Raw genomic sequence first — 18,259 nt, 5'->3', positions numbered from 1 at the left:
TCCGGGAACCGGGCGCGCTTGGCAATACTGGGCGGGGCATGGAGAATCCCCGCCGGGAGAAGCCTCATGAATGCATCGCCGACGCCCGACCGCTACGCACTCGTGGGCTTTCCCGTCCACCACAGCCGCTCCCCGCTGATTCACGGGCTGTTCGCGCGGCAAACGGGGCAGAACCTTTCGTACGAGCTGATCGAGGCCGACCCGGCGAGCTTCGAGACTGCGGTCCGCGGCTTCGGCGCGGCCGGCGGGAAGGGGCTCAACGTGACCGTGCCGCACAAGGAGGCGGCGTTTCGCCTCGCGCAGCGGACCGGGCCCGAGGCGAAAGTGGCGGGCGCCGCGAACACGCTGACGTTCGACGGCGGGATTCGCGCGGACAATACCGACGGCGTCGGCTTCCTGCGCGATCTCACCGTGAATCTCGGCGCGGTGATCGAGAGTCGCCGCGTGCTCGTGCTCGGCGCCGGCGGAGCCGCGCGCGGGATCCTTCCGCCTCTCCTCGAGAGCCGGCCGCGCGAGCTCGTCGTCGCGAACCGCACGCTGGCACGCGCCGCGGAGCTCCGCGAAAGGTTCCAGGCGCTCGGCGAGCTCCGCATCGTGACCTTCGCCGAGCTCGCCGGCGCCGGCGCGTTCGATCTCGTCGTGAACGCGACGTCCGCGGGGCTGCGTGGCGAGACTCCGCCCTTCCCGGCCGAGATCGTCGGGCGCGAAACCTTTTGCTACGACCTCGCTTACGGCCGGGGCGATACGCCGTTCGTCGCGTGGGCGCGGCGCGCCGGCGCCGAGCGGGCGGTGCAGGGCCTCGGCATGCTCGTCGAGCAAGCCGCGGAATCCTTCCTCATCTGGCGCGGCGTGCGCCCGGAGACCGCGCCCGTGATCCGGCAGCTGTCGCGGGATCTCGGCACCTAAAACAAAGGTGTCCAGAAAATGGTTCAGACACCTTTTCCGCGAAAAAGGTGTCTGACACCATTTTTTAGATCAGCCCATCGCGGAAAAGGTGTCTGACACCATTTTTTTGAGGTCAGCGCATCGTCACGAGCTCTTCCGCGCTCGTCGGATGGATCGCGATCGTGTCGTCGAAGTCCGCCTTGCGGGCGCCCATCGTCATCGCGACCGCGAAACCCTGCGTCATCTCGTCGGCGCCGGGGCCGATCACGTGGCAGCCGACGATCCGCTCCTCCTCGCCGACGACGACGAGCTTCATCGCCGACAACGGCTTCGCTTCCGTGAGCGCGTGGAACATCGGCACGAACTCGGACACGTACGTGCGGACCGACTCGTCCGGGTAGCGCCGCAAGGCCTCCGCCTCCGACAGGCCGATCGTGCCGATCGGCGGGTGCGAGAAGATCACCGTCGGGATGATCTCGTAGCTCAGCCGCCGGTCCGGCTGTCCGCCGAACAGGCGATCCGCGAGCCGCCGTCCCGCGGCGATCGCGACGGGCGTCAGCTCCGGGCGGCCGGTCACGTCGCCGACCGCGTACACACCGTCGACGGCCGTGTTTTGAAAGTCGTCGACCGGGACATGCCCGAGGTCCGTCGGCTCGATGCCGGCCTGCGCGAGGTCGAGCGTCGCAATGTTCGGCGCTCGACCGATCGCCCAGATCAGCGTGTCGAGCCCGTCGTACCGCCGTCCGTCCTCGAGATCGAGCGTCAGCGGGCCGTCGCCGCGCACCGCGCGCGGCGCGGCGCCGGTCACGATCTCAATGCCCGAGGCTTCCATTTGGCGCATCAAATGGTCCGACAGCAGCGTGTCGAAGCTCCGAAGCACGCGGTCGAAGCGCACGAAGATCGTGACCTCGCTGCCGAGGGCACGCAGCACGCCGCCGAGCTCGACGGAGACGTAGCCGCTGCCGACGATCCCGACGCGCGCCGGTCTCGATTCGAGCTCGAAGAAGCCGTCGGACGTGATGCCGCGTTCGGCGCCGGGCAGGTCCGGCACTTGCGGATAGCCGCCGGTCGCGATCACGATGTGCGCGGCGGAATACCGCTCGCCCGTCTCGTCGGCGATCTCGTGAGGACCGACGAAGCGGCCGCGCTGCCTCACGAGCGTGACCTTTCGGCGCTCGAGGTTGCGCTGATAGATGCCGTTCAGGCGCGCGACGTACGCGTCGCGCCCCGTTTTGAGCTTCGCCCAGTCGTGTCCGGCTAACCGGACGTCGAAGCCGTAGTGCGGGGCGTTCGCGAGCGCGTGCCCGATCTCTGCGGCGTTCCACATGACTTTCTTCGGCACGCAGCCGACGTTGACGCACGTGCCGCCGAGCCGCCCGGGCTCGAAAAGCACGACCTTCGCGCCGTGGTCGGCCGCGCGCTGCGCGGTGGCGAGCCCGCCGCTGCCTCCGCCGAGCACGATCAGATCGAAAGACTTCACGGGTAACCTCTTGTGACCGCCGCGAGCTTGCGTCCCGAAGTCTATCCGACCGGCCTCCGTCGAGGGGACGTGCACCATGATGGTGCACCGGGAGCCGGTTCGAGGCCGACCTCGCAGCCGCCCCAAGGGGCGACGCCGGCTGCGGTCTGCTAGATTGGCGGCCCGAATCGAAGGAGCGTTCGACGACGATGACGGCACATCCGACCGAAACCGAACCGAATCCTCTGCTCACGGCCGACGGGCTGCCGCGGTTCGACCGCATCCGCCCGGAGCACGTGGAGCCGGCCGTGCGCGCGACGCTCGCCGAGCAGCGCGACGCCGTCCGGCGCGCGGAGGCGGCCGAGCGCCCCGACGTCGAGTGGCTCGCGGAGCTCGAGCGGATCCACGAGCGCGTCCAGCGGGTTTGGGGCCCGGTCTCGCACCTGAACGCCGTCGTCTCGACGCCCGCCCTGCGCGATGCGTACAACGCATGCCTGCCGCTCGTGACCGAGTTCAACACGGAAATCGGGCAGAACGAAGCGCTCTACCGGCGCTTCCTCGAGCTCGAAAAGGCGCTGCCGCAGGAGCTCGCCGTCGAGCGCGAGCTGGTCGCGCAGACGCTCCGTGACTTCCGGCTCGGCGGCGTCGCGCTTCCGGCGGACGAGAAGCAGCGCTTCCGCGAGATCATGCAGCGGCTCGCGGCCTGCCAGGCCAAGTTCGAGCAGAACCTGATGGACGCGACCGACGCGTTCGAGCATCACGAGACGCGCCGCGACGCGCTTGCCGGCGTGCCGGATGTCGTGCTCGACCGGGCGCGCGCCGCCGCGGCGGAGAAGGGCCTCGAAGGCTGGCTGCTGTCGCTCGACCCGCCGACGTATCTCGCGGTCATGAGCCACGCCGAGTCCGCGGCGCTCCGCGAGCGCTACTACGAAGCCTGGGTCACGCGCGCGTCGGACCGGGGGCCCTCCGCCGGGCGCTGGGACAACGGGCCGCTGATGGCCGAGATCCTCGCTCTCCGGCACGAGGAGGCGCGGCTGCTCGGTTTCCGCAGCTACGCCGAGCTCTCGCTCGCGACCAAGATGGCGAAGTCGCCGGACGAGGTCGTCGAGTTCCTGCGCGATCTCGCCGCGCGGAGCAAGCCTTATGCCGAGCGCGATCTCGAAGAGCTTTCCAAGCACGCGGGTCGCGCGCTCGAGCCGTGGGACGTCGCGTACTTCTCCGAGCAGCTGAAGCAGCAGCGCTTCCGGCTCTCCGAGGAGGAGCTTCGCGCCTACTTCCCGTTGCCGAAGGTGCTCGGCGGTCTGTTCGAGCTCGCCGAGACGCTCTTCGGGATCGTGATCGCGCCGGCGCCGGCAGCGGGCCTGTGGCACGCGAGCGCCGCGTCGTACGAGATCCGGGACCGCGGCGGCCGGCGGGTCGGCGCGCTTCTGACTGACCTTTTTGCCCGGCCGAACAAGCGCGGCGGCGCATGGATGGACACGGCTCTCGACCGCGTGCGTCTCCGCGGGCGCGCGCAGGACCCGGTGGCCTATCTCGTCTGCAACTTCAATCCTCCGGTCGGCGGCTCGCCGTCGCTGCTGACGCACGGCGACGTCGTCACGCTGTTCCACGAGTTCGGGCATGCGCTGCACCATCTCCTGACCGAGGTCGATTACCCGTCGCTCGCCGGCATCAACGGCGTCGCGTGGGACGCGGTGGAGCTGCCGAGCCAGTTCTTCGAGAACTACGCATGGCAGCCGGACGTGCTGAAGCGCATCTCCGCGCATCGCGAGACGGGCGCCCCGCTCCCGGACGACAAGATCGCGACACTGACGGCGTCGCGCAGCTTCATGGCAGGGCTCGCGATGGTGCGCCAGCTCGAGTTCGCGCTCTTCGACTTCGAGCTTCACCGCGGCGAGTCGCCGCCGGACCTCGAGCGAATCTACGCGTTGCTCGCCGACGTCCGGCGCGAAGTCGCCGTCGTCCGGGCGCCGGAATACAACCGCTTCCCGAGCACCTTCTCGCACGTCTTCGGCGGCGGCTACGCCGCCGGGTACTACAGCTACAAATGGGCCGAGGTGCTCGCCGCGGATGCGTTCGCGGCGTTTCGGGAGGAAGGCGTGCTGAACCGCGCGACGGCCGAGCGCTTTCGCCGTGAGATTCTGCGCGTCGGCGGCAGCCGGCCGGCGCTCGATGCGTTCGTCGCCTTCCGCGGGCGGCCCCCGGAGCTCGGTCCCCTTCTCGCGCAGTCCGGGATGGTCCCGAATCCGGCGCGGTGACGATCGCCGGCCGGGCCGGGCGACATCCTCCGCGTACGGCTCGCCGGGCCTCGGCTGGACTTCGCGGAGCCGGGCACGGCCAGGCCGACGATTCCGACTCGCTGCACGAGCCGGAAGCGCAGGTCCTCCGTGCACGATCGACGCCGAACCCGGCTATCGGAACGACCGTCCGAACATCGTCGTCGCATTTTTCGATGCGTTTTAGTGTTTATGTCACATCGACCGATGCGTAAAGCACGGATAATCTCGTACACTCGCGCGAACAGCCGGGGTGGGCCGGTCGATGTTGAACAGCGACGAGGCGCTGCAAGAGCGCCGTAACGACTACGACGTCACGAACACCGTGAACGTCAGCTCGCCGCGCCGGGTGAGGGCGGCCGTCCTCGATCTGTTCGCGTCGCTTTACCCCTCGAGCTCGTTCGACGGCGTGTGGCTCGCGTTCCACGATTTCGAGCGTTACTACGGCGGCTTCGACCCCGAGTACCACGCGATCGACACGAGCTATCACGACATGCAGCACAGCCTGGACGTGACCCTTGCGCTCGTCCGGCTGATCGCCGGCTTCGAAGCCACCGTTCCTGAGCGTTCCCGCCTCGGGCCCGAGCGCGCCACGTTCGCGCTCGTCGCGTCGCTCTTTCACGACTCGGGTTACCTTCGTCATCGAGTCCGCGACGTCGATGTGGCCAACGGCGCGGAGTTCACCCGCACGCACGTCACGCGCAGCGGGCTGTTCCTCGAGCGCTATCTCGAGCGGGTGGGGCTCGAGCGCTTCACTCCGGTGGTTTCGCGCGTCGTGCACTTCACCGGCTACGAGATCGCGCTCGACAAGATCGAGCTCGACGACCCGAAGGACGTCGCGGTGGGTCATCTGCTCGGCACGGCCGACCTCGTCGCGCAGCTGGCGGACCGGTGCTACCTCGAGAAGTGCCGCGACCGGCTCTACCCGGAGTTCGTGCTCGGCGGCATCGCGCTGGAGTCCACGCGGAACGGCGTGCGCTATCGGTCGGGCCGCGATCTGCTCGAGCAGACGCTCGGCTTCTATCGAAGCTCGGTGCATCTGCGCCTCGAGCGCGGCTTCAACGGCGCCTATCGATACTTCGAGCCGTTCTTCGGCGGCGAGCAGAATCCTTACGTGATGTTCATCCGCAAGAACATCACGTTCCTGCTGCGGGTGCGCGAGCGCGGCGAATGGCACAAGCTGCGGCGGCGGCCCCCGTGCGTGATTCCCGACCCTTACGGCGAAGCGCGGCTGATGGCGCTCGCGTTGAAGCGCCTGCGCGAGCGCACCGAGGCTGAGCGGGCGAGGCGGCGAATCCGCGAACGGCACGTGCCGGTCGTCGGCGGCTGAGCCGCGGCTCTTCGAGCAGAGCGGCCTGGGCGGCGAGCGCCGCTCGTCTTCCTGCACACCTTCGTCCTCCGCGTCGCACCGCGGCATGCGAACGTGTATCGTGATCCGACGAATCGACTCGGATCACAGAGACGCGCATGAGCACCAGGATGCCGGCGCTCTTCATCGGTCACGGCAGCCCGATGAACACCCTCGAGCGCAACGGCTTCACGGAAGCGTGGCGAACTTTCGGGCAAGAGCTGCCGCGGCCGAAAGCGCTGCTCGTGGTGTCGGCTCACTGGTTCTTCGGCGCCACCGCGGTCACGGCGATGCCCCGGCCGCGGACGATCCACGACTTCTATGGCTTCCCGCCCGAGCTCTTCGCGTTTCAGTATCCGGCGCCGGGCTCGCCGGAGCTTGCGCAAGAGGTCGTCGAGATCGTGAAGCCCCATTGGGTCGGTCTCGACCACGACCAGTGGGGGCTCGATCACGGGACATGGAGTGTGCTCGCGCACGTCTATCCGAATGCGGACGTACCGGTGGTTCAGCTTTCGATCAATGCGCTCCGTCCTCTCGAATATCATCTCGAGCTTGCCGCGCGGCTCGCCCCTCTGCGCGATCGCGGCGTGTTGATCCTCGGCAGCGGCAATGTCGTGCACAATCTGCGGCGCGTGCTGTGGGACCGGCCGGACTTCGCGTTCGACTGGGCGGAGCGCTTCGACGATGCGGTCCTCGAGCAGCTCGCGCGCGCCCCCGGCGACATACTGAAGCTGACCCGGCATCCGGACTATCCCCTCGCCGTGCCGACTCCGGATCACTTCATCCCGTTGCTCTACATCGCGGCGCTCGCCGCGGAAGAAGGCGTTGGCGCCGAAGCGCTCGTCCGGGGTTACAGCCTCGGCGCGGTCTCGATGACGTGCTACGGCGTAGGAGTCGAGCGTGACCGCCCCGAAGATGGGGCCGGCGCAGCCGAGCTGCCGCAGGAGGTTCCGCCGGATCAGACGAACATGTAGTCGGGACGTGATCCCAGCGGAGGTGCCCCGTAACGCCGGACCTTCTTCAGGCCCGCGCCTCCTCCGGGGCCCGCGCGGAAGTCCAAAGCAGGACGACGAGCACGATCTGAAGCAGGTCGCCGAACGGGATGACGGCTCGAAACATCGGCGACGACACGAAGGAAACGGCGCTCAGCGCGGTAGCGGCGAGCAGGACGGCGATCAGCGCGAGGCGCGCCCAGCGTCTCCCGGCCCAGACCTTGAGGCCGAGCCAAACATAAGCGCCGACGAATACGAGATGAAAGGCGGCGGCCGCCCCCGTCGCCACCCACGTCGCGATGCGCAGGTTCTCGGGAGAGAGCTCCGGGTTCGCCGCCTTGATCGACGCCGCGAGATCCGCAGATCGCAGCGCCATGACGACGGGCACGACGAGGTGCAGGACGACGAGCGCAGCGAGGCCCCACATCGTCCATACGATCCGGCGCGACCGCACACGCGCCGAGCGCGAGGCGAGTGGGGTACCGCCGCTTTCGGAGTTCGTCATACGCAAGACTTTCACTCGCCCGCTTCGCTCCATCGAGCCTTGGGCAAAACTCTAGTCTAGCGATGGCCGTCGAACGGAAACAACCAAGCGCCGGCGTTCCTTTGGCGGACTACGCGAGATCGCCCACCGGCACGCCTCTGAAACCGCCGAACAATGGAAGCTGTTGCGCGGGCGGAAGACCACGGCGCCCCCGGCCACTCGATCCGCGCCGACGGCGTTGCACGCAAACTCGAGATTCACGGGGTCGGCGCAGATGGAAGCTCCGTACATTTGCTTCGAACAGCTCGATTCGGGCTCGACGTCGAACAGAAAGGCCACGTCGCGAATCCGACCACGCCAATAGAACAGGCTTCGCTGCGCCGTGCTCGCCGCTCGCGCCAGAGCAACTGCGTGGACACAAACGTTCTCCCGTGCGCCTCACGCGCGTGTTCACGATCGAAATCGAGACCTGAAAGAATCTATCGGCGGCTTGCGTACTCGACCAGAAGCTTTCTCCGCCACGCCTCTGACAGTGCTTGCGGGGAGAATCCATACGCCAGCGGCTGTTTCAGCGCCTCCGCCAGCCGGACAGCCTTGAATTGCGCGATCACCGGAATGTAGCGTTCTGTCGAAACGCCGCGGCGGATTGCTAACACCGCCATGTCGTTGCTTCGTTCACAATAGATGCACCACTCGCACACCTCTGATGAACAGCCGGTGTAGATTGTGTAGGTCTTTTCGCGGTTTGTAAGGATTGTCACCGGGCCATTCGACCCCATGGTCTGCCGTAAAACCCTATAGCCATTCGATAGGAGGTTCGCCTGAAATTCCCGAGCCGTCAGATTTGTCGCGAAGTTGGCATAGCGAGAGCCTGCTGCAGTTGCGCTTACTACTTCAGTGAACGCGCCAACTTCCCTTGCGGCAGCGGCGCCTTCGGCGAGCTCGTCGTCGAGGATTGGCAGGCCGCGAAGCTGCTCAAGCCCTCTGCGATCAAGCCTGTGGTCGCCACGCTCGAGCAAACGCTCGTCATCAAAACCCTCGGACGGCTCTCCGCCGCCGATCAGCAGCGCTTGCGCGAGACGATCGCGACGCTCTTCGGATAACGCCGGACCGCCCGAACCGGCCGCATTTTGCGACCGGTTCCAAGACCGGGTTACTAGCCGCCCGAATACTTTCGGCCCAATGCTGACCGGGTCCGATGGCTTGCAGCGATCACGAGGCTAATCGTCTTCGAGCGTTGCCCTTAGAGATGTGCAGTAATACATTCCAGAGCGCGAAGTATGATGGTCCAGACGCGGCTGAGATACGAAGCGTCTTTCCGGACTCCAATTCGACATTGAGCTCGTTGAGCTGATCCTTGCTCTTCTTGGTAAATTCGCGTGGTTTGACACTGACGATATCTCGCACGGCTGCGACATCCGGCAAGCAAAACAGCCGACGAGTCGTGAGCACGATCGGAGCGCCGAGCGGAGACTTGGCCAGCACAACGGGAAGCTCTCCAGATTGGAGATTGATGCTGCGAAGAGCTTCGGTTCTGCTCTCGTCATCCCAGTCTTCCCACATGCGGATCCTGGTATCTGAGCCACCCTTCCGCGAGAAAATCGAAGTCCATGTCGACTTAATGCTCGCGTCGCCACTCATCGCTACAAGCCTCCTGTCAGGATTATGGTATCGGCGTTGGTCCGTTCGATCTGCAGTCACTCGGGCAACGGGCCGACAACGATCCTGGACGAAGACGGCCGCGACCTTCCGAGCAGCATCCGAGCGCGTTTGCCGGCGCTCCGCCGGACCGAACCGCCGGGCGTCGAGGACGCCATGCAGACATACCAGCTCGCCGCTTCCGCGACGCTCTTCGAGCTCGACGCGCTGCTGCGCGACGCGGCTTCGATCCGCACACCGTCCGGACGACTGCTGTTGCACGCATTGCTGACGCGCTACGCCGAGCTCGACATCGACGCCGCGCTGCGCGCCGTTCGTGAGCTCGACGTCGAACGCGCAGTGCTCGTCTCTTTTTATACGGAGTGGATTCGCCCCGAGACCGATGCCGTGCTCGCCGCGCTGCGTGAGATCGAAGACCGCGGCGACGGCCGGAGCGTCGCGACGGCGCTCCTCCACACGATCGAAGGCGACGAGCGCATCGCAAGGCGCATCCTGGCTGCCCTGCCGGTGGCGGATCGGAAATGGGTACGCGCCGATGCGATCCTCGCGTCGGCTCCGGCCGATCCGGCCGCGGCGCTCGAGGATGCACTGGCATTCGAAGCGGAGGACGTGCGCTTCCGGCTCGTGCAACAAGTCGGAATCGTCTGGGCGGAAGCGGATCCGGCCGGGGCGTTGTCGGCGTCGGCTTCGATCCGCGATCGCAACTTGAGGTCGGCCTACGAAGGGGTCGTGCTGTCGACCTGGATGAGAACCGACGGCGAGGCAATGTTGCAGTATGTCGCGACCTTCGATGCCTTATCGCAGGAGCGGCTCATGAGCTCGGTCGACATGTTCGGCCGCCCCTTCGACGCAATCTCGCCTTTGCGCCTCATCGAGTTGGCGGACGGTCTCGCGCACGAACCCGCCGAGCGGGTACGGCGCGTGGCCCTGAGGCGCCTCGCCGCCGACGATCCCCTTCGAGCGATCGAGATGGTCGAGCGCCGGGCGACGAGCAACGCGCAGCGCCGGGATCTATACGCGGCCATCGCGGAAGGCTACGCGCGGCTCCATCCGGATGAGGCATTCGATTGGGCGAGACGCACGGGCGACGCGCCGGTGATCCATGCGGCCCTGGCGGGCGTCGCACAAATCGATCCGGAGCGCGCGGTGGATCTCGCGCTGTCCCTGGGTGCAGAGGTGCAGTACTTCGCGTTCGATGCGGTTTTCCAGCACGCCGCGAACAGCACCGACGCGGCATCTCTCGCGCAGCGTGTATTCGATTTGAACGACGGCGAGCTCAGAAACCATGCCATGCAGGCGCTCGCGGACGCCTGGACCCGAGCCGACCCTTCGGGCGCGATCGCGTGGTTGACGTCGCAAAAGGATCGCATCGATCCGCAGCTGTTCGCGCAGATCGCTCCTCACGTGGCGGACCTGGACCTCGCCCTCGCGCTCGCCTATACGGACCGCGTTCCGGAGGAGTCGATCGCTCAGTGGACGCACGCCGTGATCAGTCGCTATGCGCACACGGATCCCGATGGAGCTCTGCAGTGGATTCTGGGGCGGCGCGGCCGGCCCGGCTACGAGGCCGCAGTCGTTGCGCTCGTCGAGTACGCTGCAACATACGACCTGACGGCCGCCACGCGCCTGGTCGCCGAGCTCGACGCCGCCTCCGAGTACGCCTCCCGCGCCGTGGGCGGGTTGGCGTTCGCATGGATTCAGGAGGGATTCGAGGCCGCCGCCGGCTGGGTCGGCACGTTTCAGGATCCGAAGCTCAAGGGCGTCGCAGCGGAGGCGGTGGTCTCCGAGTGGGTGCGGCGGGACGCCGTTGCGGCGCGAAGCTGGGCGCTCGGCCTACCTCCTGGCGAAGCTCGGGACAAAGCTCTCGGCAGATTGTGGTGGTTCGAATCGGCCGGGAGGACCTTCGATCACTCGTTGCTCGAGGCGTTCGCCTCCGACAAGGCTCGCGACGACGCGATCCTGGCAAGTCTGAACAACGTGCTGGTGCGTGACGAGGAGGCGGCGCGAGAGCTCGTCGAGAGGTTCATGACCGATTCAACAGCGATTGCGCGCGCGGAGCTGCTGATCGAGGCCCACGCTCGTTCGAGCCCGTCAGGCACGCTTCCGATTATCCTTCAATGAATGCGCTTCCGCTCGAGTCATCGCGATCGAGACGAGCGCGAGGGCAGATAACTGTGCTATTCATGGCGCAGCGCGTCCATTGGCGCGAGATTCGAGGCGCGACGCGCCGGCAGGTAGCCCGTGCCGAGCACGACGGCCGCAAGCACCGGCAGCGGCCGAAGCAGGATCTCGTGAAAAACCGAGAACACCGCAGTCGACGCGCCGATGCCGATCGCGAGCATCAGAATCACGATAGCCGAAAGGCCCGGGCGCAGCCTGATCTGGCGCAGCGCGTGGACGACGGAGGTCATAGCGACGGATTTCCTCCCGATGCCGCCTGACGATTCCGAGCGGGCGGGCGAGCCGACCGACGGGACTTCGCCGAAATGGCCGTCCGTTCACGCAACGGACGTGCCAACGCAGGCGAACCGCTTAAGCCGTTGATGTAGCTGAAAGGGATCAAACGACGGGAGTGTTGCACTCGGCGCGGCCGTCCCGCAATCGCCGTTAGCGTCCCGATACCGGGATCGGCCGAGGGGCGCGTCAACTCCACTCGTTGGCGTTCTTCGGCCAACCCGGCCGCTGGACGCGGACTACGCAGAATCGTTGCCCGGTCGGTGCCTGCATCACGACCCAACGCTCCAGGCGGTTCACGACGCGAGCGCCGAGCTTCTCCAGGCGGGCCACCTCGGCCGGGATGTCGTCGGTCTCGATGTCGATGTGAACCCGGCTCTCGTGCTCTACGCGTTGAATTTGCACGATGGGCTCGTTTGGCGGCGTCTCCAGCATACGGTAGTTGTCGCGCGTGCCGGGATGGTCGGGATCCACCGGGCGCCCGAGCGCGTCGGCCCAGAAACGGGCGCCCGCGTCGATGTCGGGCGTGTTGCAGTCGATGAGAATTGCACACAGTCGGGAGCGATGCATGATCACCTCGGAGTCGTGGCGCATGGCGGCCACGCGCGTTCTCGCTATTGTACGCCACGCGCTTCGACCGCCAGGTTAGAGCCAGCCGGCGGGTCGCCCACCGGTCACTCGCGCCGGAGTCCGATACCGCCGTCGCATCCATCTTCCGAGACATCAGAACCTTTCGGCCGGGTGGCGACCGAGCAAGCCGGGTCGCGCGCGAGCGCAACTCGGAAGGCCGTCGGACGGGCTCCTATCTGTGAGGAGGCACGCGCACCATGGTCTCGAGCAGCCGCTCGAGCGCTTTCGCCGGATCGCTGCAACGTCCGGTGTGCACCGGCGAGACTTGTATGATCGTGCTGCGCGGCGCGACCAGCCAGTGAAAGCGCTCGCGCGGCGACAGACGGCCGATCGCACCGGCCGCGTCGCCGCCTTTGCAGATGACCGGGATCGCGTCGAGGTGACGCTTGACCGTCTCGAGATCGATCGTGGGATCGAGTGCGAGAACCCGGTCTTCGTCGAGCTCGATCAGCGCATCGAGGTAATCGAGGCTCGGACACGACAGGATGACGCCGGCGTTGACGAACTCGGCGCGCTCGACTTTCGGCACGACGCGGATCACCGCATAGTCATAGGTGTGAGCGTGCACGAATGGCCTCTTCGAGGAAAACGTGCCGGGCCGTCAGCCGGCTCGAAAGATACTGAACATAGATTTGCCGCATCGCGTCCGGTGCGATCTCACCGGTAAGGAGCCAGACCTCGGGTATCACCGCTACGATGCGGCGGATCGTCTCGTCATCGAGATGCGCCGCGAGCTCGGCATTCGTATCGGGCAGCGCGCTCGCGAACGGCAGCATCACATGATCCCTGATCCTCGTGAACGGCGTGCGGCTGTGCGCAATCGGGTCCCCGGCCGAATCGTGATGAAAGTACAGCGCCGAGCCGTGGTCTATCAGCCAAAGCCGGTCGTGCCACGTGAGGATGTTCGTGTTGCGCGGGGTTCGATCGACATTCGTCACGTAGGCGTCGAACCACACGATCGCCGATGCGAGCTCGGCCGACGGCCGGTCGGACACCGGGTCGAAAGCGACGGCGCCGGGCAGATAATCGAGCGCGACGTTGAGGCCGGCGCTCGCCTTAATCAGATCCTGGATCTCCGGATCCGGCTCGGTGCGGGCGAGGTCGCCGTCGAGCTCGACGAACACGATCTCCGGCACGGCAAGGCCCAACGCGCGGCCGATCTCGCCGGCCACGAGCTCGGCGATCAGCGCCTTCGGCCCTTGGCCCGCGCCGCGGAACTTCAGCACGTACATGCCGTCGTCGTCCGCCTCGACGATCGCAGGCAGCGAGCCGCCCTCGCGCAGCGGCGTCACGTACCGGGTTGCCGTAACCGTCCTGATCATCGGGCGCCTTTCGTCTGCCGCCCGCCATGATACGGCACGAGGAGGCGACAGGAGCGCCGTGGAAGCTCCGGGACGATGGCTTGAGCCGTCCACCGTTTTGACGGCCTATATCCGGCGTATAGTATCTGGCTATGGCAGATATCGACACGCGCGCGTTCGACCGCGAACTGAAGAAGGGCTCCGCCGAGCTGCTGATCCTCTCGCTGCTCGAGGCGCGGCCACGCCACGGCTACGAGCTCAGCAAGCTGATTCACATCCGCTCCGGCGGGCTCATCACGTTCCACATCGATTCGCTGTATCCGCTGCTGTATCGGCTCGAGGAACGCGGTTGGATCAAAGGAACGTGGGTCGAGAAGCCCGGCGAGCGGCGGCGCCGCTTCTACAAGGTGACGGCGCAGGGCCGCCGCGTGCTCGCCGCGCAAATCAAGACCTGGGAGACGTTCGTCGAGGCCGTACGGAGGATCACGAGAGCCGAGCATGCATGACTGGCAGAGCGAAGGCCGCGCGCGGCTCAAGCCGCTCGATTTGAAGCCGGAGCGCGAGGCCGACATCGTCGACGAGATCGCGCGCTGGCACGGCGAGCTTCATGGAGGAGGTTCGGCACGCCGTTTGGTCGGTGAATGCGAGTCTTCCCGTCACGCACGTGCGCACGATGGCCGACCTGTACTCGGGCTCGCTCGAGCGCACCTCGTTCGTGCTGGTGCTGCTCGCGATCGCCGGCGGCATGGCATTGGTGCTCGGGATCGTCTGGATCTACGGTGTCGTCGCCTACGTCGTCGCGCAGCGAGCACGCGAAATCGGAATTCGCTCGGCCCTCGGCGCCGAGCCCAAGCAGCTCGCGGGAATGTTCGTGTTTCAGGGGCTCGCGTTGAGTGCCGGAGGTGCCGTCGCGGGCCTCGTCGCGGCCGGCGTGCTGGCACGGTTGATGACGTCGTTGTTGTTCGGCGTCGGGCCGCTGGACCCTGTCGCCTACGTCGCGGCGCTCGCAGCCACGATCGCGGCGGCGGCGCGGGGGCCCCCTATTGCGGCCGTTCCCGCCGCACCGGTACACCCTTCTTCCAGACCTGCACGATGTTTCGCGTGTCCGTGATGTCCTCGGTCGGATCGCCTTCGACCAAGAGCAAGTCGGCGCGCATTCCCGGCGCGATCGATCCGCGATCGCTCAATCGAAAGGCACTGGCCGGCGCGGAGGTCGCCGCGGTCAGCGCATCGATCGGCGACAGCCCGTACTCGACCATTGAAGCCATCTCGACATGGACGGACGCGCCGTATGCGGTGCCGGGAACCGCGGCATCGGTGCCGGTCAACATCGGCACCTCTGCGTCGGCCAGCTGCCGGAGAGTCGCCTCGATCGACGCGCAGGACTGAGCGCCCGGAAACGACGCCCCGGCGGCGGCCCTCCACTGGGGCGCTATGAGCGAGGCGAGACGTTGATCTTGGACCATGGCCGGACCGTCGGATCTGCCGCAGCGCAGATGCAGCACCGTGATTGTCGGAATGACGAAAACCTCGTGTCGGGCCGCGAAGCTCCCGAAATCGGCCGGCGCACGAGCGCCGTTGAAGAGATGCGCGAGGCCGTCGACCCCGGCCTCGATCGCCTCCCTTGCCTGAGTCTCCGTGGCGATATGCGCAATCGCCATCATGCCGCGTCGATGCGCCGCCTCAACGACCGCCTCCAGCGTCGCCCGGTCGATCATCGGACGTGACTGATCGCCGTCGCGCAGATCGTCGTAGATGATCTTGATGAAATCCGATCCCTCCGCGATCCGGGCGTCGACGAACGCCTGCGCCTCCTCGGGCGCCTCGATCGTCTCGAAACGCGTCGGCATCATTTGCGACGGGTGACCGCCCGGCGCGGTGGCTCCGGTGCCCGCGGTCAGCACCGCGGCATACCTGGGGTCGTCCACGGACTCGAGCTGCTTGATCTTTTCGAGCGACTCGCCCGCGCTGAACATGTCGATCACCGTGGTGACGCCGAAAGCCGCGCTCTGCGCGAGCGCGGCCGCCGGGTCGAACCCTGGGACGTGGACGTGCGCGTCGAACAGCCCCGGAAGGAGCGTCCGTCCGTTCCCGTCGACCACATCCAGCCCGCGGTCATCGAGCTCCGGGCCTCCGATGCGAGCGATCTCCCCGTCGATGACGACGACGCTCCGATGCTCGATCACCCGCGCACCGTCGAAGAGCCGGACGTCGCGAATCACGAAGGAGTCGGCCGGCTCGTCCTGAGCCGAGGCGACACGTACGAATGCGGCGGCGGCCAACAGCAGGGCCGGCCCCAGAGGGGAAAGGCGCATCAACAATCTCCGATCAAGCAAATTCTGCGGATTCGCAAATACTATCAAGTGATCGCGGTCGGCGAGATTTCCTCCATTCGCCTTATCTCAAGATTGGCAAGGTTTGACGCCCTGTTGCGTCCTAGCACGGCTTGCGGTCGAACGATGGGCACTTCGGCGCCTCGCTGCTGCTTCTTGCGCGTCCGCGAAACCCGATGCCGCTTCGAGCTGGTGGAGGACGCGTACAACCCTTCAGTACGCCGGCCCGGATTGCTATACTTTAAAACGTACGTAGTAGGCTCTTTCGGGTGTTTTAAGTCGCCGTGTCGAAAGCCAACGCCGTCTTCAAGGCGCCTCCCTTCGAGGTCGAGGCGCGTCTCAAGCGTCTCGGTGCGAATCTGCGCACGGCACGTCTCGTGCGCAATCTCTCGATGGACGAGGTAGCCGCAAAGCTCGGTGTCGGCCGCCGCGCGGTCGCGGCGGCGGAGGCCGGCAAGCCTGGCACTGCGATTGGAGTCTATCTCGGGCTGCTCTGGGTGTACGGGCTGCTTTCGCAAATCGATGACCTCGCGGATCCGGCTCGAGATCCAGAGGCAATGCGGGCGCTGAGCACTCGCCAGCGGGCCTACCCTACCGGCCGCGACGCCCTTGACGATGACTTCTGAGTGCTACGTTTACGTGATGCTGCCGGGCTCACATGAATTTGTGACCGCCGGCCGGTTTGTCCACGACGTGAACCGTAGCGGCGTGGCCCGAGGGCGCTTCGTATACGGTCGGCGGTATCTCGAGCGACCAGACGCGGTACCGATCGATCCCATCGAGCTTCCCCTCATCGCCGGCACGTTCGAGACCACACGGCTCAACGGGATCTTTGGCGCGCTCCGCGACGCGGGTCCTGATTACTGGGGCCGACGGGTCATCGAGAAACATGTGGGCTTCGCTCAGCCAGGCGAGCTCGACTATCTGCTCCAGTCCCCTGATGATCGGGCCGGCGCCCTTGGATTCGGCCTGCACGTCGAGCCGCCCGCCCCGCTTCGAGCGTTCAATCGCACGGTCGATCTGCCGCGCCTTCAGGCGCTCGCCGATCAGTTGATCGCCGACGGCGGTGTGTTTGCCGATGCGCAACATGCCGAGCTCGCTCAGGTCGAAGAGCTGCTCCTGCTCGGGACGTCCATGGGCGGAGCGCGGCCGAAGGTGGTGGTCGAGGACGACGGCTTGCTTTGGGTTGCGAAGTTCAATCGCACGGATGACCAGTGGAACTACGCGCGTGTCGAACGCGCGATGCTCGAGCTCGCACGGGAGTGCGGCATCCACTCCGCGGAGGCGCACGTCGTCGACATCGGCGGCCGCGACGTGCTGCTCGTCAGGCGCTTCGATCGGGAACCGACGCCGAGCGGCTTCACCCGCGCGCGGATGCTGAGCGCGCTCACGCTCCTTCGGACCGGAGACTCACACCGCGACCGTGACCGCTGGTCCTATCCGCTTCTCGTTGAAGAGCTTCGACGGGTGAGTACGAAGCCTCGCGAGGACGCCCGCGAGCTCTTCAGGCGCATGGTGTTCAACGCGCTGATCTCGAACACCGACGATCATCCGCGGAATCACGCAGTCCTCGCCCCTGGGCGTGAGTGGCGGCTATCCCCTGCCTACGATTTGACGCCGTTCCCGGCTGTCAGCACCGAGCGTCGAGATCTTGCCTTGACGATCGGCGACGCGGGCCGCTATGCCAACGCCGAGAATCTGCTGTCGCAGTGCGCGCGCTTCATGCTCGATCGGAGCGAGGCGGCAACGATAATCGATGACCTCGAGAACCACGTTCGCAATCGCTGGTACACAATCGCGCGGCGAGAAGGCGTGAGCGAGGCGGATTGCAGGACGATTGCGCCAGCGTTCGTCTACCCAGGATTCCGATTGCCGATCGAACCGGTCTGAACGAACCCGGGCCGTTCGCGGCTGGGCGCTCGAGCGGTTTGTGATAGATTCGCCGATGAGCGGCGCTCATACCCTCCCCAACTTGATGGCCGTGAAACCCCAGGAGAACTGAACGTGAACGGAAACCTTCGCCTTGCGGCCTTCGCCGTTACCATCGCTATCTCTTTCTCCGCGCTCGCTTTCGACAATGTCTATGTGCCGGCCGATCAAGTCCCCTATTCCTACGAGGCACCGGGACAGCCGCAGCAACTCGGTCCGCTTTGGGGCGTCCGGGCGGAAGGGCCTGCCGGTACGTTGCTCAAGGTCCCGGCCGGCTTTCGAGCGCCGATCCACGCTCATACCGCGGACTATCGCGGCGTCGTCATCGAGGGGCGCTGGACACATTGGGTCCCCGAAACCGGCGAGGGAGAAGGGATCGAGCTTCCCCCCGGCTCGTACTGGACGCAGAAGGCCGACCAAATGCACGGCGATGCCTGCGTGTCGGACATCGACTGCGTGATCCTGCTGATCAACGAAGATCCCTACGTCACCTACTTGCCGGAATAGAC

19 protein-coding genes are annotated in these 18,259 nt (G+C 66.4%); 10 read left to right on the top strand and 9 right to left on the bottom strand.

The window, feature by feature from the left end; all coding sequences use genetic code 11:
• The first annotated feature begins 66 nt into the window (after positions 1-66).
• Positions 67-906 carry a shikimate dehydrogenase gene (aroE, locus tag VF329_02100; protein HEX7079789.1) on the top strand — a complete coding sequence of 280 codons (840 nt, stop codon included), beginning with the start codon at positions 67-69 and terminating at the stop codon, positions 904-906.
• Positions 907-1,018: 112 nt separating this feature from the next.
• Here aroE and gorA read toward each other — a convergent pair whose 3' ends face one another.
• On the bottom strand, positions 1,019-2,365 hold the full coding sequence (gene gorA / locus VF329_02095; GenBank protein ID HEX7079788.1) for a glutathione-disulfide reductase: 1,347 nt from the start codon (positions 2,363-2,365) through the stop codon (positions 1,019-1,021).
• A gap of 188 nt (positions 2,366-2,553) precedes the next feature.
• Between gorA and VF329_02090 the strand changes: the two genes are divergently transcribed.
• The 3 genes from VF329_02090 to ygiD all read left to right on the top strand — a co-directional run bounded on the left by VF329_02090 (position 2,554) and on the right by ygiD (position 6,942).
• Positions 2,554-4,602 carry a M3 family metallopeptidase gene (locus VF329_02090; protein HEX7079787.1) on the top strand — a complete coding sequence of 683 codons (2,049 nt, stop codon included), beginning with the start codon at positions 2,554-2,556 and terminating at the stop codon, positions 4,600-4,602.
• 283 nt (positions 4,603-4,885) lie between these two features.
• On the top strand, positions 4,886-5,950 hold the full coding sequence (locus tag VF329_02085; GenBank protein HEX7079786.1) for a hypothetical protein: 1,065 nt from the start codon (positions 4,886-4,888) through the stop codon (positions 5,948-5,950).
• 137 nt (positions 5,951-6,087) lie between these two features.
• The gene (gene ygiD, locus VF329_02080; GenBank protein ID HEX7079785.1) at positions 6,088-6,942 is read left to right on the top strand and encodes a 4,5-DOPA dioxygenase extradiol; all 855 of its coding nucleotides are present in this window, start codon (positions 6,088-6,090) and stop codon (positions 6,940-6,942) included.
• A 46-nt stretch (positions 6,943-6,988) separates the two neighbouring features.
• On the opposite strand, the gene VF329_02075 is transcribed toward ygiD, so the two are convergent.
• The 3 genes from VF329_02075 to VF329_02065 form a co-directional block, all read right to left on the bottom strand.
• The gene (locus VF329_02075) at positions 6,989-7,387 is read right to left on the bottom strand and encodes a hypothetical protein (protein HEX7079784.1); all 399 of its coding nucleotides are present in this window, start codon (positions 7,385-7,387) and stop codon (positions 6,989-6,991) included.
• 536 nt (positions 7,388-7,923) lie between these two features.
• On the bottom strand, positions 7,924-8,463 hold the full coding sequence (locus VF329_02070) for a hypothetical protein (GenBank protein HEX7079783.1): 540 nt from the start codon (positions 8,461-8,463) through the stop codon (positions 7,924-7,926).
• Between the two features lie 193 nt (positions 8,464-8,656).
• A complete protein-coding gene (locus VF329_02065; GenBank protein ID HEX7079782.1) occupies positions 8,657-9,007 on the bottom strand; it encodes a hypothetical protein in 351 nt (116 codons plus the stop codon).
• A 252-nt stretch (positions 9,008-9,259) separates the two neighbouring features.
• Here VF329_02065 and VF329_02060 point away from each other — a divergent pair, with 252 nt between their 5' ends.
• Positions 9,260-11,224, top strand: a complete 1,965-nt coding sequence (locus VF329_02060; GenBank protein HEX7079781.1) for a hypothetical protein — start codon at positions 9,260-9,262, stop codon at positions 11,222-11,224.
• Positions 11,225-11,280: 56 nt separating this feature from the next.
• On the opposite strand, the gene VF329_02055 is transcribed toward VF329_02060, so the two are convergent.
• The 4 genes from VF329_02055 to VF329_02040 form a co-directional block, all read right to left on the bottom strand.
• A complete protein-coding gene (locus VF329_02055) occupies positions 11,281-11,514 on the bottom strand; it encodes a hypothetical protein (GenBank protein HEX7079780.1) in 234 nt (77 codons plus the stop codon).
• Between the two features lie 232 nt (positions 11,515-11,746).
• The gene (locus tag VF329_02050; protein HEX7079779.1) at positions 11,747-12,127 is read right to left on the bottom strand and encodes a VOC family protein; all 381 of its coding nucleotides are present in this window, start codon (positions 12,125-12,127) and stop codon (positions 11,747-11,749) included.
• 232 nt (positions 12,128-12,359) lie between these two features.
• Positions 12,360-12,755, bottom strand: a complete 396-nt coding sequence (locus VF329_02045; GenBank protein ID HEX7079778.1) for a DUF3037 domain-containing protein — start codon at positions 12,753-12,755, stop codon at positions 12,360-12,362.
• The gene (locus tag VF329_02040) at positions 12,736-13,509 is read right to left on the bottom strand and encodes a HipA family kinase (GenBank protein HEX7079777.1); all 774 of its coding nucleotides are present in this window, start codon (positions 13,507-13,509) and stop codon (positions 12,736-12,738) included. Before VF329_02040 ends, VF329_02045 begins: the two co-directional genes overlap by 20 nt.
• 131 nt (positions 13,510-13,640) lie before the next feature.
• On the opposite strand from VF329_02040, the gene VF329_02035 reads away from it, so the two are divergent.
• Together VF329_02035 and VF329_02030 are read left to right on the top strand one after the other, a co-directional pair.
• Positions 13,641-13,994, top strand: a complete 354-nt coding sequence (locus VF329_02035) for a PadR family transcriptional regulator (GenBank protein HEX7079776.1) — start codon at positions 13,641-13,643, stop codon at positions 13,992-13,994.
• Positions 13,995-14,095: 101 nt separating this feature from the next.
• Positions 14,096-14,599, top strand: a complete 504-nt coding sequence (locus VF329_02030) for an FtsX-like permease family protein (GenBank protein ID HEX7079775.1) — start codon at positions 14,096-14,098, stop codon at positions 14,597-14,599.
• Here VF329_02030 and VF329_02025 read toward each other — a convergent pair.
• A complete protein-coding gene (locus VF329_02025) occupies positions 14,529-15,803 on the bottom strand; it encodes an amidohydrolase family protein (protein HEX7079774.1) in 1,275 nt (424 codons plus the stop codon). The genes VF329_02030 and VF329_02025 overlap by 71 nt on opposite strands.
• A 302-nt stretch (positions 15,804-16,105) precedes the next feature.
• Between VF329_02025 and VF329_02020 the strand changes: the two genes are divergently transcribed.
• The 3 genes from VF329_02020 (at position 16,106) to VF329_02010 (ending at position 18,257) form a co-directional block, all read left to right on the top strand.
• Positions 16,106-16,447, top strand: coding sequence for a helix-turn-helix transcriptional regulator (locus tag VF329_02020; GenBank protein ID HEX7079773.1), 342 nt, complete (start codon positions 16,106-16,108; stop codon positions 16,445-16,447).
• Positions 16,437-17,711 carry a HipA domain-containing protein gene (locus VF329_02015; GenBank protein ID HEX7079772.1) on the top strand — a complete coding sequence of 425 codons (1,275 nt, stop codon included), beginning with the start codon at positions 16,437-16,439 and terminating at the stop codon, positions 17,709-17,711. The genes VF329_02020 and VF329_02015 overlap by 11 nt, the downstream gene beginning before the upstream one ends.
• Before the next feature lie 114 nt (positions 17,712-17,825).
• On the top strand, positions 17,826-18,257 hold the full coding sequence (locus VF329_02010) for a DUF4437 domain-containing protein (GenBank protein HEX7079771.1): 432 nt from the start codon (positions 17,826-17,828) through the stop codon (positions 18,255-18,257).
• Positions 18,258-18,259: the final 2 nt, after the last annotated feature.

This window comes from Gammaproteobacteria bacterium (assembly GCA_036381015.1).
GTDB lineage: Bacteria > Pseudomonadota > Gammaproteobacteria > Steroidobacterales > Rariloculaceae > ZC4RG20.
Note: the sequence above shows the minus strand (reverse complement) of the source record. Positions and strands in the feature narration are given on the sequence as shown.

Coding starts and splice junctions, on each gene's coding strand:
- aroE (HEX7079789.1), top strand. CDS start 67: ATGAATGCATCGCCGACGCCCGACCGCTACGCACTCGTGGGCTTTCCC.
- VF329_02090 (HEX7079787.1), top strand. CDS start 2,554: ATGACGGCACATCCGACCGAAACCGAACCGAATCCTCTGCTCACGGCC.
- VF329_02085 (HEX7079786.1), top strand. CDS start 4,886: ATGTTGAACAGCGACGAGGCGCTGCAAGAGCGCCGTAACGACTACGAC.
- ygiD (HEX7079785.1), top strand. CDS start 6,088: ATGAGCACCAGGATGCCGGCGCTCTTCATCGGTCACGGCAGCCCGATG.
- VF329_02075 (HEX7079784.1), bottom strand. CDS start 7,387: ATGTGGGGCCTCGCTGCGCTCGTCGTCCTGCACCTCGTCGTGCCCGTC.
- VF329_02065 (HEX7079782.1), bottom strand. CDS start 9,007: ATGTGGGAAGACTGGGATGACGAGAGCAGAACCGAAGCTCTTCGCAGC.
- VF329_02060 (HEX7079781.1), top strand. CDS start 9,260: ATGCAGACATACCAGCTCGCCGCTTCCGCGACGCTCTTCGAGCTCGAC.
- VF329_02055 (HEX7079780.1), bottom strand. CDS start 11,514: ATGACCTCCGTCGTCCACGCGCTGCGCCAGATCAGGCTGCGCCCGGGC.
- VF329_02050 (HEX7079779.1), bottom strand. CDS start 12,127: ATGCATCGCTCCCGACTGTGTGCAATTCTCATCGACTGCAACACGCCC.
- VF329_02040 (HEX7079777.1), bottom strand. CDS start 13,509: ATGATCAGGACGGTTACGGCAACCCGGTACGTGACGCCGCTGCGCGAG.
- VF329_02035 (HEX7079776.1), top strand. CDS start 13,641: ATGGCAGATATCGACACGCGCGCGTTCGACCGCGAACTGAAGAAGGGC.
- VF329_02030 (HEX7079775.1), top strand. CDS start 14,096: ATGGAGGAGGTTCGGCACGCCGTTTGGTCGGTGAATGCGAGTCTTCCC.
- VF329_02025 (HEX7079774.1), bottom strand. CDS start 15,803: ATGCGCCTTTCCCCTCTGGGGCCGGCCCTGCTGTTGGCCGCCGCCGCA.
- VF329_02015 (HEX7079772.1), top strand. CDS start 16,437: ATGACTTCTGAGTGCTACGTTTACGTGATGCTGCCGGGCTCACATGAA.